This is a genomic window from Secundilactobacillus pentosiphilus, assembly GCF_002217985.1.
GTDB classification, from domain to species: Bacteria; Bacillota; Bacilli; order Lactobacillales; family Lactobacillaceae; genus Secundilactobacillus; species Secundilactobacillus pentosiphilus.
In genome coordinates, this window is sequence record NZ_BCMI01000006.1 from 73271 (window position 1) to 90068 (window position 16798).

At 46.3% G+C, this 16798-nt stretch carries 10 protein-coding genes; all 10 read left to right on the top strand.

Annotated elements, in window-relative coordinates:
- Positions 1-11: 11 nt before the first annotated feature.
- Positions 12-8372, top strand: a complete 8361-nt coding sequence (locus tag CES81_RS04610; protein WP_089120869.1) for a mucin-binding protein — start codon at positions 12-14, stop codon at positions 8370-8372.
- Between the two features lie 231 nt (positions 8373-8603).
- Positions 8604-9806 (top strand): FtsW/RodA/SpoVE family cell cycle protein, encoded by a 1203-nt coding sequence (locus CES81_RS04615; protein WP_089120870.1) that lies wholly within the window; start codon positions 8604-8606, stop codon positions 9804-9806.
- A gap of 4 nt (positions 9807-9810) precedes the next feature.
- Entirely contained in the window at positions 9811-10098 is a 288-nt protein-coding gene (locus CES81_RS04620; protein ID WP_180949727.1) for a YlbG family protein, read from the top strand.
- A complete protein-coding gene (rsmD, locus tag CES81_RS04625) occupies positions 10098-10664 on the top strand; it encodes a 16S rRNA (guanine(966)-N(2))-methyltransferase RsmD (RefSeq protein WP_089088529.1) in 567 nt (188 codons plus the stop codon). The genes CES81_RS04620 and rsmD overlap by 1 nt, the downstream gene beginning before the upstream one ends.
- Positions 10661-11143 (top strand): pantetheine-phosphate adenylyltransferase, encoded by a 483-nt coding sequence (coaD, locus tag CES81_RS04630; protein ID WP_089088528.1) that lies wholly within the window; start codon positions 10661-10663, stop codon positions 11141-11143. The genes rsmD and coaD overlap by 4 nt, the downstream gene beginning before the upstream one ends.
- A 1-nt stretch (position 11144) precedes the next feature.
- A complete protein-coding gene (locus CES81_RS04635) occupies positions 11145-12194 on the top strand; it encodes a SepM family pheromone-processing serine protease (RefSeq protein ID WP_089120872.1) in 1050 nt (349 codons plus the stop codon).
- A 90-nt stretch (positions 12195-12284) separates the two neighbouring features.
- Positions 12285-12953: a helix-hairpin-helix domain-containing protein gene (locus tag CES81_RS04640; protein ID WP_089120873.1), complete on the top strand. Its 669-nt coding sequence runs from the start codon at positions 12285-12287 to the stop codon at positions 12951-12953.
- Between the two features lie 66 nt (positions 12954-13019).
- Positions 13020-13508 (top strand): ComE operon protein 2, encoded by a 489-nt coding sequence (locus CES81_RS04645; protein ID WP_089088525.1) that lies wholly within the window; start codon positions 13020-13022, stop codon positions 13506-13508.
- The gene (locus tag CES81_RS04650; protein ID WP_089120874.1) at positions 13480-15744 is read left to right on the top strand and encodes a DNA internalization-related competence protein ComEC/Rec2; all 2265 of its coding nucleotides are present in this window, start codon (positions 13480-13482) and stop codon (positions 15742-15744) included. The genes CES81_RS04645 and CES81_RS04650 overlap by 29 nt, the downstream gene beginning before the upstream one ends.
- Entirely contained in the window at positions 15741-16769 is a 1029-nt protein-coding gene (holA, locus tag CES81_RS04655) for a DNA polymerase III subunit delta (protein WP_439951274.1), read from the top strand. The genes CES81_RS04650 and holA overlap by 4 nt, the downstream gene beginning before the upstream one ends.
- Positions 16770-16798 lie beyond the last annotated feature (29 nt).

Sequence of the window (16798 nt, forward strand, 5' to 3'; positions counted from 1 at the left end):
GGAGACAATCTATGGTTGGCAAAAATAATCACACTAAGATGATTCAATCGAATCTAAAAGAGCGTTATAAATCGTATAAAGTCGGGAGACGGTGGGTATTCGCAAGTATTGCCAGTTTGTCGCTGGGAGCAGCACTGTTTTTGGGTTCTGCAACAACGAGCTTTGCTGAGACAACGGATACTGCTGCTACACCGGATACGCAAGATGATAGTACGGCAACTTCGGCCACTGCAGCGACAACTGCGAAGACGGTCACCTTGAAGCCGGCGACCCAGCAAACGGATAAGTCAGCAGTGGGGACCAGTTCATCAGCGACAAATGTAACCGCTTCTGATGGTAATGGTTCTAACCAAACGGCTTCTAAAAATGAGGTAGATGCGACTCAGCAAGCGACCGCCGTTAAAGCGGCGCCAAGTGAACAGCAGCCGGTATCAGCAAATGATGCGAAAAGCACCGCTCAGCCTGTCAAAACGTCCGGGTCTAATCCTGGAAACAACGGGTCTACTGCTACACCGAACGACACTAAGTTAGCCGACGCTTCTATCACTAAAACGGCAAGTAATCTGGTTAAAGACGCTACTAATGTTGGGGTAGAACCAAATTCTGCAACGAAGCCTAACACACAACCAGCTGCACAAACCGCGGCCCAATCCAGCCAGGTGAAGACGGCACAGGTGACTTCAGTAGCTGCTAAGGTTGATCGTACTAAAGCAGATCAGCTTGATGCACAAGCAAAAACACTGTTAGTGGACCCGAGCAACACGGATCTGAACCAAGCTAAGATGGTGGCGTCCCAGCAGTATGCGCTGACTGGCGAGCCGCAACAGGTTGTGGCGATGGCAGCTGATGTAAAGTCAACGGTGATACTCACTTCTTCTACAGATAAAATCGGCTATGGGCAGCCAGCTGGGGATGTCGTGATCACGGCTAAGATGACGGTTAATACCGGAGATACCGTCACTATCACCGTTCCCACCAACTTAGACGATTTAGAGTGGAGCAATGTTCAAAAATTGCAAGATAGTCTGGGAACTACCCAGTACGTGAAAAATACTGATGGCACCTATACGGTAACGAATACGTTTAATCAAAGCGGTATTTTTACGCAAAAGATCACCTTGAAACAGGTAAGCAATGGCGCGGATTCAGGTGAGTTACCTCAACTGACTCCGGATCAAATTGGCAAAGATACCACTGGTGAAGTCACGGCAACACTTAATGGCAGTCCAGTAGATCCATTGACATTAACGCAAACGACCAAGCCAAGCGTGGCAATTTCAAACCCAACCCGGGTATCGCCGGCACTAACCAGTAAAGATGCTGATGGCAATCCATTTTCAGTAGACGCCGTTATTCCTAATACGAACTACGTATATAAGGTTAACGTTACCGATTCCACAGGACTGAAAGATGATTCAGGCGACGGCATCAATTCGAGACTGAACACAAATGGCACGACCATTACGATTCCGGTGCCAACTGGTTTTACTCTGGATAGTGCGCTGACTGACACCTTGAATGGGTTTGCCGCGGGAACTACCACAATCAAGCAAGATGCTAGCGGTGCCAATATTATTATCACGGTACCTGCAAACACTGAAGTGGGTAAGGGCGGTTTCTACCTCGCTGGTAAGTACACGAACGAATTAACTGATACCGTGCAGACTTTAACTGCCGCAGGAAATCCAACGATCACTCAAAAGATCCCGAACGGTCAAACGTTAACGGCAACCAGCAATCCTTGGACTGAGAAACTGGCAGCTAAGGGTGATGGCGTTGCACCAGCCGTTGGCAGTGTTACTGCCGCTGGTAATAGTAGTAAGGCTCCAGATAAATTAGTGCTTGATACAGATACCAGTAATGATCCACTGTATCTGAGCAGTTTTGGGTTTGGTGTTACATCTTCAACACCTGTTACCGATGCTAAATTGACGATTACGGTTCCGGATGGTGTCGATGCTACAGGTGTTGTGGTACCAAAGGAGATCGTCAATCGGAATGCTTACTTACCTGGAACAACTGAATATGGGTACACCTTAATACTTGCAGATGGAACGACTGAAACGGGAACCGTAGCCGCAGGCGGGACCATTTCCAAAGGCAACACGACTTCGCTAATCAAGCAAATCGTACTGACGCCAAACTACCTAGCACCGGGCGCGACAACGGGGACTGAGCCAGGTAATCTAGATGCTGCTCACAAGGACAATTACATTCATTTATTGGGCAAGCTTGATGCTAAATATGAAAATGGTTCAAACGTTAAAAACGGTGATGGATTGAAGTTTAATATCAATATTCAAATGCCAGAAGATACACATAGCATGGATTCTTGGGCGAACGAGACAGTTTCTAGCCCGATGGGACGTGTCGGTGCTTGGGGCTGGAAAGGCGGTACAGATAATACTGCACCAGGTAAGCAGGATAGTGGTTATATTAGTGTTGTCGCTAATGGCTCTAGTGGTCAGACAATTGACCTGGTTTATGAGCCAACGCTGTACTTCGTTTTACCCTTTGGAACCAATATATATAGTATCAATATGAAAGCAAGAGACGCTTCGGGCAATACAGTATCAAATGGGGCTAAAATTTCATACTATCAAACTAGCAATGGGCAAACCGGTGTTAAAGTTGATTTTGCGGGTACTGGCCTATCAGTATTTACCGATGATACATTCCAGGATGTCATTCATTTGAGCAATGATGCTGATGCGTTGCCGGGGAAATCTTACGTTTATTACTACGTGACTTCGCCGACCACATCTATTTCAAATACGACTAAGGCAACAGATTCGAAAATTGGCGATCCTGCTAATGATAAGAGTGAAACCAATCCTAATCCTAACGCCGACCTGACATTTGTTGATGGCGATGCTAATGCTGTAGCAATGGCAGGCAATCGGTTCCTTTGGACCATCGACGCAGCCACCGGTACGTATGTGGCTTCAATGGCTCAAGGTAACCAAGATGAGATGCCTAAAAATGCTGGCACGGCTGTTGCTAATGGCAATAATGAGCTTGATTTCTATACCAATCTGGTGAATGCAGCCTCAGCGATTAAGGATGCTTCAGTTGCTATTAACCTACCAGAAACTGGCGATGATCAGGGTTCAACCTATACCTTCCAGCTGACCGGACCAGTGAGCGTGCCTACGACCTTTACCACTAGTGAGGGAACTGGCAGTGATACGTTAACACCGACGGTTTTGTACAGCACAAATCGTTATGACAAGGCAGGCACAGCGGTTGATACTACTGGATACGTAACGGCTGACCAAGTGAGTGACTGGTCAGCAATTCGGTCGGTAATTGTTCAAGTAGGTAAAGTACCAAACAATGCAGCTACCGGTCGAATTAAATTGACTGGCACCACGGCCAACTTTAATAACATTACGTCACCGGATAAGCAAATCGGTTATTTACAGACAATTTTGTATGAGAATGGGGCGGCTGCATCAGTGACTAATAAGGCTACGTCCATTACCATCATCAGTAAGTCGACGGTTAATGCACGAATTCACTACAAAGATGCCACTGGCGACCATTACATTCCGCTGGATAGTTTAAGTAAGACACTCGTTAATAATACGGATAGATTGAATGCCAGTGATTTTCCTTCAACTGAAGATCAATTAACCGCGGCTGAAAGCAGTTTGAGTGATACCGACAAAGCTTTGATCAATACTTTGCTTTCAAAGGGTTATTATTGGGTCAAAAATTCTGATGGCAACCTGAAGACGACCATCGTCAATTCAGATCATGGTGATTACGGAACGGATAAGCCTAATAAGGTTGCGGTATTTGGTGCTACTTCGCAATATTACTTCGATGGTGATATCGTGCAATACGACTTGACCAATGCTGCTGATTTAACGGTTACCTACGTTGATACCGATAACAATAATAAAACTGTCGGTACACCGGAAACAATTTCGGGTGGCATCAATGACATTGGGTCATACACCGTGACGGTACCAGATGGTTATGTTCTGGCAACGGGTCAAGCTAACATGGTGCCATATACATTAACCACTGATGATACTGATAATATTGTCATCAAACTGGCTCATGAAATTGATCAGGGAACTTTGACAACCACGCGGACAATCACTTATACCGGCTTGCCAGCTGATAAGACGCCAAGTGATACACCTCAGCCAATCACTTGGACAACAACTACGGATAAGGTTACTAATAAGACGACTTATACGCCGAGCGGCAATTACGAAGAAGTCACGGTACCCATAGTTTCGGGTTACACACCAGATCAATCAACGGTGCCGGTAGGGACAAATGCGGTAGTTAACACCAAGCCAACGGATAAAAAGGTAACGGTTACCTACACTGCCAACCCGCAAAAGGTGCAAATACATTATATTGACGTAACCGGATCGGATAAGACCACAGGCTGGACTACAGGCGATGGTACGGAAGTAACAACCGCTGAGCAAACACTAAACGGGAAGACGGATGAGGCCTACACGAACACCATCAAGATACCTACAAATTATGTTCAGGTCGCGGCCGATGCTGGTGCATCCAGCGGTACGTATGATACTGACGATAAGACGGATCAGAGCTACTTCGTTTACATCAAGCACGCCACTAAGACCATCACGCCAACGACTGATCCGAAAAACAATCAGTTGAAGGCTTCCATTACGCGGACGATCAACTACGTTTATGGTTCTGATGCAGTCGATGGTAAGAAAGGCACGACAGCGGCGCCAACGGTGACCCAGACGCAGGACTTCACCCGAACAGGAACCATTGATTTAGTCACTGGCGACGTCACTTATAGTACTTGGACGCCTACGAGCGGAACTGGTGAAGGGTTTGCAGCAGTGACTTCACCAACTGGAACTGCTCTGACCGGTTATACGCCGGATACGTCTACAGTAGCGGCTGTGGCGACAACTAGTTTAACGGCTGATGACAAACCAGTAACGGTAACGGTCACCTATCACCCGGATGCTCAAAAAGTCACGGTACACTACATTGACGTGAACGGATCGGATAAGACTTCGGGTTGGACTGCCGGCGATGGCACAGAAGTAACAACCGCTGCGCAAGCGCTGAGTGGAACTACGGATGAGGCCTACACGAACACCATTCAGATACCTGAAAATTACGTTCAGGTTGGTGCTGATGCTGGTGCATCCAGCGGTACGTATGATAACGATGATCAGACGGACCAAAACTACAACGTCTACGTTAAGCACGCTACCAAGACGATCACCCCAACGACCGATCCGCAGAATGATCAGTTGAAAACAACCATCACCCGGACAATCAACTACGTTTACGGCAATAACACGGTTAACCATCGCAAAGGCGACCAAGCGCTCAATCCCGTTGAACAGCATCAGGACTATACTCGAACAGGGGTTATTGATGAAGTTACTGGCACTACCACTTATAGTGGTTGGGTACCGACGACCGGAGACGGCGAAGGATTCGATGCGGTAACGTCAGGTGCAATTACCGGCTATACGCCGGACAAAGCTTCGGTCGGTCAAACAACGGTTGACGTGAAAGATGTGGTGGCTAACAAGGTACTGACACCAGTCACGGTAACGTATAATCCTGTCGCTCAGAAAGTTGAAATTCACTACATCGATGTAACGACTTCAACGAAGACGTCGGGTTGGACAACAACTGATGGTACTGAAGTAATATCGGCTGAACAAACGCTGAATGGTACGACGGATGGCGTTTATACTAACCCACTTATTTTGCCGATGAACTACGTCAAGGTCGGCCAGGATGCTGGGGCCGTTAGTGGCTTCTTCGATAATAACGGTCAAGTTACACAGACTTACAACGTCTACATTAAGCACGCCACCAAGACCATTACGCCAACGAACGATCCGAAGAATGGTCAGCTGAAAGCAACCATTACGCGGACAATCAATTACGTTTACGGTAATGACACGGTTGACCACCGTAAGGGTGATCAGGCATTCAACCCAGTTGAACAACATCAGGATTATACTCGAACGGGCACTATTGATGAAGTGACAGGTGATATTACGTACACTGCATGGACGCCGACAACCGGAGACGGTGAAGGCCTTGGCGTGGTCACCTCAGATTCGCTTACTGGCTACACACCGGACCAAGCTTCAGTTGCCCAAGCAGTGGTTGATTTGAAAGATGTGGCTAACAAGGCAATGACACCAGTTACAGTAACGTATAATCCGAACGCTCAGGTAGTTCAGATCCACTATATTGATGTCACGGGTTCAACAAAGACGTCAGGCTGGGTACCAACTGATGGTGATGAGGTGACAACGGCTGAACAAACCTTGAATGGTACGACGGATGGCGTTTATACTAACCCACTTATTTTGCCGATGAACTACGTTAAGGTCGGCCAGGACAATGGAGCGGCTAGTGGCTTCTTTGATAAAGACAGCAAAACTGACCAAAGTTACAACGTCTACATTAAGCACGCCACCAAGACCATTACGCCAACAAATGATCCGAAGAATGGTCAGCTGAAAGCAACCATTACGCGGACAATCAATTACGTTTACGGTAATGACACCGTAGATCATCGCAAAGGTGACCAAGCTTTCGATCCAGTTGTACAGCATCAGGACTATACGCGAACGGGAACCGTTGACCAGGTTACTGGCAGCATTACCTATAGTGCCTGGACGCCAACGGCTGGCGCTGATGAAGGTCTTGGCGCGGTAACGTCAGATACGTTGACTGGCTACACACCGGATCAAACTTCAGTTGCTCAAGCAGTAGTAGGCCAGACAGATGTGGCTAACAAGGCATTGACACCAGTCACGGTAACGTATAATCCTAACGCTCAGAAAGTTGAGATTCACTATATTGACATCACGGGTTCGGATAAGACGACTAACTGGTTGCCAACCGATGGTACTGAAGTAGCGTCGGCAATGCAAACACTGAATGGTACGACGGCTGGCGTTTATACCAATGCCATTACGGTACCGATGAACTACGTTAAAGTCGGCCAGGATGCCGGGGCAGCCAGCGGGTTCTTTGATAACAACGACCAGATCATTCAAAGCTACAACGTCTACGTCAAGCACGCCACTAAGACAATCACGCCAACGAATGATCCGAAGAATGACCAGTTGAAAGCAACCATCACCCGGACAATCAACTACGTCTACGGCAATGACACCACTGATCATCACAAGGGTGACCAGGCGTTCAATCCGGTTAACCAGCATCAGGATTACACCCGAACGGGAATCGTTGACCAGGTTACTGGCACTATCACTTATAGTGATTGGACACCAACGGCTGGTGCTGATGAAGGCCTTGGTGCGGTAACGTCAGGTGCCCTTACCGGCTATACACCGGATCAAGCTTTGGTTGGCCAAGCAGTAATAGGCCAGACAGACGTGGCCAACAAGGCACTGACGCCAGTCACGGTAACGTATAATCCAAATTCAGTAACAATGACTGTCACGTATGTTGATGATGTGGAAAATGGTAAGGTTGTTGAAGGTACCGTGTTAGATGGCACTGTTGATCAAGCGGGTCACTTTAACGTAATCGTGCCAAACGGCTATGAACTGAGCAAGAATCAAAAGAGCAGCATTGATTACAAGTTCACGCCGAATGAAGCCCAGAATAAGATTATTATCCACCTTGTTCATGGTATTGCTCACACCACAACCACGACAACTCGGACCATTAACTATTACATTCAGGGCACTACGACGCCAGTTCACGTGGCGACCGTTCAGACACTGACTTGGAACGTTGCGACTGATAAGGTGACTGGTGAAAGTGTCGCAACGCCTCAGGGCGGTTACGATAAGGTAACCTCACCGCTTGTGCCGGGGTACACCGCTGATGTCACGAGTGTTAACGGTCAGTATCCAAAGCCGGTCACTGGTAAGAGTGGCGGTAACCTCACCGCGACGGTTTACTATACGGCGGTTCCAGTGAACCCTGATAACGGTGGTGAAGTAACGCCGCCGACTACACCGGAGACGACTGATATGACTGATGGCGGAACAGTGGTACCAAACCAGCCGCAAAATGAAAAGGTTCCTCAGCAGCCGAATGGGAAGACCACAGACTACGACCGGACACCAAACCAGCCAGGATCAGATAACAGTCAAAACCCAACCCAGTCTAATGATGGGACGGCAATGAAGACTACTGAAAACGCTACTGGCCAATTGGGGCGGTCAGTTCCAACCCCAACCAGCAACAAGGCACAATCAGTAACGAGACAACGAGTTGGTAAGGCAACAACTAAGCTGCCACAAACCAATGAGCAACGTACCGGCCTTTGGTCAGTGTTGGGAATCAGTTTGATGGGTATGATGAGTTTGCTTGGATTTGCCAAGCGGAAAAAGCACGATCAAGACTAGTGTTTTAAAATTAAGTCACGAAAGCGCACTTCAAAAAATGAAGTGCGCTTTTTGTGATTAGGGGCCAATTTTAAAGGATCTGAAAATGGTTTTTTAAGTAAAATGATTTTAAGAAAATTAGTCTGTGAAATTTTAAAGGTTTTATACGGATTTACATCAAATCCCGCCAATATGCTATAATCAAGTGAGTTTATTTAAGAAATTTAGCGGAGTAGTTTGGGGACTTTTCAGATGCGAAATTGGATATTTTCAAGGTTACTAGAAACAAAACAAGCGTTTAGTTTAAAAAAATTAAAAGAGTTAGATTATTGGCTGCTCATTCCGTATTTGATGTTGTGTGGTTTCGGTGTCGTCATGGTCTATTCGTCCAGTTCCAATGTTGCAGTACAAATGGGCTCAACGCCGATCAGCTATTTATTTAAGCAGTTATTTTTCGTGTTGATCGGGATGTTTATCATTTTATTGATGTTTATGATTCCGTATCATTTTATAAAAAGCGGTAGAGCTATTTTTGCTGTATATGGCGCTTTGATCCTTGCTTTACTCGGCCTGCTAGTTGTTGGTCAAACCATTAATGGTGCAGCCGGCTGGTTCCATATTGGCCCGTTTAGCATTCAACCCGCTGAGTTCGTTAAGGTGATATTGATCCTACTGATGGCTAAATCGTTGACGATGCCGGATCAGGTGGCCGACATTGTCGGTGGTCATTGGTGGCAAGTCATGTGGTTTCCGGTGATCCTGTGCGGAGCTATGATAGGCTTAGTGCTTATCCAACCCGATATGGGGAGTGCCGTGATTATTACGGCAATTGTTTTTATGATGTGTTTGAGCAGCGGCTTTTCCTTTAAAAAGAGCTACTTATATTTTGGCGTAGCTGTTGCCCTCGTCATTTTTATCGTCTTTCCCATCGCGTTAAAACTTTCAGAATCAGGGACCGTAAAATCTTATAAACTAGCTCGACTAGTCGCCTTCGTTGATCCTTTCGGCCATGCTAACGGATCGGGGCAGCAATTAGTCAATTCATACTATGCTTTGAGTAATGGCGGCTTGTTTGGTGTCGGCCTTGGCAATTCTATTCAAAAGCGGGGGTACTTACCCGAACCGAACACCGACTTTATTATGGCCATTACAAGTGAGGAGCTGGGCCTAGTTGGTGTCGTGATTATTATGATATTACTAGGGATGATTATTTGGCAGACTATTCGAATCGGCATTCGATCAAACGATTCGTTTAACACGTTGGTTTGCTACGGCGTGGCCACCTACTTTGCTGTTCAAGCCTTTATTAACGTTGGCGGGGTAGTTGGCTGGTTGCCAATTACTGGCGTGACGTTTCCCTTCATCAGTTATGGCGGGTCGAGTATGTTTTCGCTAACTCTATCGTTAGGAATCGTGTTAAATATCAGTGCACATGAACGCAGAAAGCGGGGGTAACATAATGGAGATTCAATCACGAACCAGTTTAGTTGTCTACGTGTCCAGTCTGCGCCAAGTGCGGCAGCTGAAGCGTTATGGACACCTGGAATACGTATCAAAGCGGATGCGTTATGCCATTATCTATGTCAATGAAGATCAGGTTAAAGAAACGATTGGCCGGTTAAAACAATTGCATTTTGTCAAACAAATTATTGAGTCTCCCCGAAACGAATTGATGGATTTACTAGGATTATCTGGTGAGCCAGAAGCAAAGGATGACCAAATTAATTTTGAGGAGGATGAAGAGTAATGCGCGTTGTTGCAGGAGAGTATGGGGGCCGCCGGCTAAGAGCGGTGCCTGGAATGAAAACTCGGCCCACGACAGATAAGGTGAAGGAAGCCGTGTTTAATATTCTTGGTCCTTATTTTGATGGCGGGAGAAGTCTGGACCTTTTTGCCGGTTCGGGCGGCCTTAGCATTGAGGGGGTCTCACGAGGCATCGAACACGCTGTGCTGATCGATCGTCAGGGTGCTGCCATCAAGACGATTGATCAAAATATTGAAGTGACGAAGGAACCGGCTAAATTTACGGTGATCAAGCGGGACGCGGAAATCGCTTTAAAGCAGCTTCAAGCCCAGAATCAGTCCTTTGACTTAATCTATTTTGATCCGCCTTATCGCGAACAAAAAATTGTTAAGGAGATTCAAGAACTGATTAAAGGCCAGTTTTTGAATCCGGGTTGCCGTATTATGTGTGAAACCAATCAGGAAGCTGATTTACCAGCTGAAATAGGGGCTTGTACGCGGATCGTGGAGAAGTCCTATGGGATTACTAAAATCACCGTATATCGCTATCAGGGAGGCACCAGTCAATGACAATTGCAGTTTATCCAGGCAGCTTTGATCCGCTGACGTTAGGTCATTTGAACATTATTGAACGCGCTAGTAAACTGTTTGATCAGGTGATTGTAGCAGTGGGCATCAACATTAGTAAAAACGTGCTGTTTACGCCTGAAGAACGGGTTACCATGATTCAAAAGAGCGTTGAACAATTGCCCAATGTAACGGTTCAGACAGAGGATGGCTTAACGGTGCAGTTTGTTAAATCGGTCGGTGCAAGTGTGATTGTTCGCGGGATTCGGGACGCCAGGGATTTATCCTATGAGTCTGGTATTGCCGGCATGAACCACTATTTGGATGACTCAATTGAATCCGTTTTTCTGGTGACCGATCCTAAATATGCCTTTATTTCTTCTTCATTACTTAAAGAGGTGCTGCATTTTAAGGGCGACGTTTCTAAACTGGTGCCACCGGCAGTCGCCAAAGCTTTAAATCAAAAGCAAAGGTCAGAATAGTATGAAAAAACAAACGCGTAAAAAGGTTCTTCAGTATAGTGTCAGCATCGTTTTAGCCATTGTGATCCTGGTTGGTTTCTTTTGGCCAATGCCAAAATACATTGAATCGCCTGGTTCTGCTGATAACTTGAAATCATTTGTTAAAATTAAAAATCATCCTGATCGGCATTCAGGCAAGTTCATGATCACGTCAGTCAAACTGGCGCAAGCTCACCCGGTTACATATTTGGTGGCAAAAGTGTCACCATACGCTTCAATTGAAAGTGCCCAAAGTGTTACTGGCGGCCAGAGTAATGCGACATACATCAAAATGCAGGATTTTTATATGCAAAGTGCGATCAATGAAGCTAAGGCGGTGGCCGTTAAGGCAGCTCACAAAAAAGTGACCAAAAATTATCTGGGTATTTACGTGATGGATGTGCAGAAAAATTCACGGTTTAAGCACCGGTTGAAAGTGGGGGATACGATCACTAAAGTTGACGGTCACCACTTTCAAAGCGCATACGGCTTTCAAAAATACATTGCCAAAAAGGCTGTCGGCGATCGCTTGCGGGTTCAATACCAGCATAACGGTAAACTGAAAACGACCACGGCGCCGCTGATTAAACTGTCTAGCGGCAAAACCGGAATCGGGATTATCCTGACTGATAACGTGAAGATCAAGACTGACCCCAACGTCAAAGTGGATCCTGGTCAAATTGGCGGGCCATCCGGCGGGTTAATGTTTAGTCTGCAGATCTATAGTCAGCTGACGAATAAAAATATTCGCCATGGCCAAAATATTGCGGGGACTGGAACCATTAATCCCGATGGAACAGTTGGCGAAATCGGCGGCATCGACAAAAAAGTCGTGGCCGCTAAAAAGGCGGGTGCAACCATCTTCTTTGCTCCTTATCTGAAGCCGACTAAGGCGGTTTTGCAGCTTGAACCTGGACACGTGACGAATTATCAGTTAGCTAAAAAAACGGCTAAAAAAGTGGCGCCGCACATGAAGGTTGTGCCGGTTGCTAACTTTAACCAAGCCGTTCATTATTTGAATACACACCATTAAAACCAAAACGTTCCCAAAAGCCGGCTGACTTTTGGGAACGTTTTGGTCTTCCTTGCCGTAGTTGGGATTAGAGAGAAGGGAGGGAGAAAAGTGGATAGGTTAAAGGAACTGCTAGAAAACGCCAATCGACAGACTTGGATCATTATCGGTTTAGGACTAACGACCATTCTTGCAGTGGGCTTTTTATTGTTAGGTAATCGACCAGCTGCCAGCGCACAGCCGGAGTTTGCTTCGCAGTCAATGATGTCTGATTCTGGCATGACAGCGTCATCAAGTGCTGCTGCAACAACCAGTCAAACCAGTGTGGAGACGACCATGTACGTGGATGTTAAAGGCGCCGTTAAGCAGCCAGGGATGAAGAAAGTAACGTCTACCATGCGCGTTATTGATGCTATTCAGTTGGCTGGCGGTTTTGCCAGCAACGCTGATCAGAAGCAAGTTAATTTAGCACAGAGACTAACTGATTCGCAGGTTGTTTATATTCCTAAGCACGGTGAACAAGTCCCTGCTTCTGCTACCGGCGGAACATCGGCAGCAGGTGGCGGAGCTGGGGCTGAAAGTCAGGCACCTCAAGTTAATATCAACACTGCTGATCTAACTGGCTTACAGCAACTAGATGGCGTTGGTGAAAAAAAAGCCCAGAAAATCTTAGACTATCGGCAAGAACATGGCGGTTTCAAATCAGCTGATGAGCTTAAAAACGTGAACGGTTTTGGCGACAAAACATTGGCACGCTTAAAGCCTCAAATCACCGTCTAGGGTTATCATGTTCCGATAAAATTTGGTATACTTAACCAGATAATTAGATGATGGAGGCGGCCATTTATGGCAAATAAAAGGATTCCTTGGGATCAATATTTTATGATGCAGTCAGTATTGTTGGCAAGTCGAAGTACGTGTAATCGGCTTTCAGTAGGTGCGACCATCGTTCGTGACCGTCGCATTATTGCCGGCGGGTATAACGGCTCGGTTTCTGGTGACGTGCACTGCATTGACGAGGGCTGTTACCTGGTTGATGGGCATTGTCTGCGAACGATTCACGCGGAAATGAACGCTATTTTACAGTGTGCGAAATTCGGTGAGGCCACTGACGGTGCCGAAATTTACGTCACTGATTTTCCTTGCCTGCAGTGCACTAAGATGCTGTTGCAAGCGGGGATCAAGAAGATTTCCTACCTGCATAACTATCATAATGATCCGTATGCGATGTCGTTAATTAAGATGAAGGGTGTTGAACTAAACCAAGTCACCCTGGATTCTGAGGCCATTGAACGCGCATCAGTTGATGCCTATTTGCAAGAACATCAATCATAATCTGATTTGGTTAGCTATTTTAGCTGGGTGTTTAAGCGGCTGTTTTTTCGGTTTAACTTGGCTATCAGCGATATTGACAGTGATTTGGCTGATTCGCATACTTTGTTTACGTGACCGTCAGCTCTTGATTTGGACGGCCCTAGTGCTGGTCATCTTTAGCGGCTTTTTTTGGCAAACACAACGGCGGATAAAGGATCAGACAATGTCAGATCAAACCGGAGCATCACTCTTGCTGACGGTTCAACCGGATGAATTACGCATTGAAGAGGGCCGAATTCAGTTAAGCGGCCGTACCAGAGATGGCCGGACGATTCAAGGACAGTATTTTTCGGATGATCAAGCACAGCTTGAAAGCTTGCGTTTAAAAAAGACAACTCAAATGTTAGTTCATGGCGATATTGGTCAGCCGCCGCCAGCAACTAACGCTAACGAATTTGACTTTCGTCAGTACCAAATTGATCAGGGGATTTTTAACACGATCAAAGTTGATCGACTAACGCCAGTTGAACTTTCTCATGTCAAAGATCCGTTTACTTGGTGGGTCAATCTTTGTCATAGTTGGCGGGCACGGTTGGTGTACGCCACGCAGACCCTGCCCAAGACATTGAGGCTGTACGTTCAGGGCCTTTTTTTAGGCTGGCGGGCAACCGATTTTTATGATTCATTAAGCGCGGTGACGGACTTAGGGCTGATTCATTTGTTCAGTATCTCAGGGTTCCATATTGTTTGGATCGTAGCTGCCGTGAGCTGGTTTTTTCGCCGTTTAGGGTTTACTAAGACGCCAATAGCGGTGCTTTTATTGCTGCTGTTGCCTACCTATTATATTATCGCGGGTTCTCAAGCCGGTCTGCTGCGAGCGGTTGTAGTGGTGATTTTAGGCTTATTAGCGTCACTTTGCGGCTGGCAGCTGACTGGATTAACGACTTGGAGCATGAGCTTATTGCTGGGATTGGCTGTTCAACCGGCTTTATTGATGCATTTAAGCGGTCAGTTAAGTTATGGCCTGGCCTTTGGACTGCTGTTTACCAGGGAGTTTGGTGTGTTTAAAACGACCTTGATGCTTAACCTATTGAGCTTACCGCTGATCCTCTATCATATTTACCAGTGGCACGTTTTGACCATGTTCGTTAATTTACTGATTTTGCCGGTCTTTAGTGTCTGCATTTTTCCGTTAGTGCTGGTTGCCGGAATCGGCGGGCACGTGATGCCGTGGCTGGCGGCTGGTACGGAGTGGCTGTTAAAGCTGTTTACTGGTGGCTTGAATGCCATTGATGCCTTACCCGGGATGATCGTGTTTGGCAAACCAGCAGCCTGGGTCGTCGGCTTATTGACGATTTTAACGCTGCTGATGATGACACAACGGTTTAAGCACTGGATAATGCTGATTTTAGGGGTGGTATACCTGGCCAGCTTTTTAGTGATTCATTTTCCAGTGTCAGGGGAAGTGACCTTTTTTGATATTGGTCAGGGAGATAGTTTCCTTGTTCGGGCACCTTATAATCAGCAGATCACCATGATCGATACTGGCGGCCGCGTCAATTTTAGCGGTAAAAAAATCAGTGGCCGCAGCCGGGCACAGCGCATCAGCCTTAACTATTTAAAGAGTCAGGGGATCTCGCGTATCGATAACCTCTGCTTGTCACATCAGGACGCTGATCATGTCGGGGACGTTGGCGACGTGCTGCAGGGGATGCACGTTAAAAGGCTATACGTTCCGCTGGGTATGACCGCCAATCCGCAGTTTATGAAGCGGATTGTGCCATACATTAAGCAAACTAAAATTATGCCTGTTCAAGCTGGTCAGCAGGTTAGTGGCACACCGCTTACAGTGGTTCATCCCTTCAAACCTGGTTTAGGGACCAACGAGGACTCAATGGTTTTAGCCGGTCAAATAGCGGGGAAACGTTTTCTATTCACCGGTGATTTAGACCAAGCGGGTGAACGGGATATTTTAAACCGCTATCCTGCATTGCGCACAGACGTGTTAAAATTAGGGCATCATGGCAGTAAAACGGCAACTGATCCAGGGGTTGTTAAAAAATTACAGCCCAAGATCGGCGTTATATCTGCCGGGCGGAATAATCGTTATGGGCATCCTAACCAAGAAACATTGGCTACTTTGGCAGCTGATCATATTCCCGTTTTCAATACGCAAGTTAACGGGATGATTCGTTATCGATATACCAACACAACCAATGGCCATTGGGAGACCTTTTTAAAGGAGAAATTAACTTGACGTACGAGACAACGATGGCACAACTAAAAAAAGGGACCGCTAAACCGGTTTATTTGATTACTGGTAATCAGCCGTACTTAACACAGCGGCTGAAAAAAGCGTTTTTAAATCTGATCCCAGAGGCTGAGCAAACCATGAATTACGCCAGCTATGATATGGAATCAACGCCATTAGCACAGGCTTTAGACGATGCCATGTCAGCACCGTTTTTTGGCGAAAAACGACTGGTATTTATTGAACGGGCCTATTTTTTAACCACGGAAAACCACCGGGGCAGTAAGATCGACCACGATATTGAGGGTCTACTCAAATATTTAGAACATCCAGAGCCGACCTCTATTGTGGTTTTCTTTGCAACTAACGGTAAACTGGACAGCCGTAAAAAGGTTGTTAAAACCATTAAAAAAGCGGCCGAAGTCGTTAGCTTAGAGGCAGTGGGTGAGCGCCAGATTCGCTCATTAGTTCAGCAGAATCTTAAGCAGGACCAGTTTGAAATTAAACCGGATGCGCTCGATTTGCTGCTTCAGCGGACGGGGACTGACTTGTCGCTGATTATGAATGAACTGCCGAAACTGAAATTGGCGTCTGTAGAAACCAAACAGATCGATCAAACGGTGGTTGCAGAATTGGTTTCTAAATCGCTGGATCAAAACGTGTTTGATTTGGTCAATGACGTGATGGGCAAGCGTATCGAAGCTGCTTTGAATCTGTACCGTCAATTGATCTTGACCAAGGAGGAGCCGCTCCGGATCAACGCTGTGTTGGTCAGTCAGTTTAGGCTGTTGATTCAAACGAAGATTTTAATGCACAATGGTTATAGTCAGGGCAGCATTGCTTCTGCGCTGAAGGTCCACCCATACCGGGTGAAATTAGCGATGCAAAGTGTTCGGCATTTGGAGTTGGACCACCTTCGAAGGGCCTACCTTGGGTTAATTCAAATTGAACGGTCATTAAAATCAACTAGTCAAGAACCGATAATGCTTTTTGAACTGTTCATGCTGAAATACTTGGATGAGGTTGCTTAACAACAAAAAAAGGACCGATTCGTAATCGA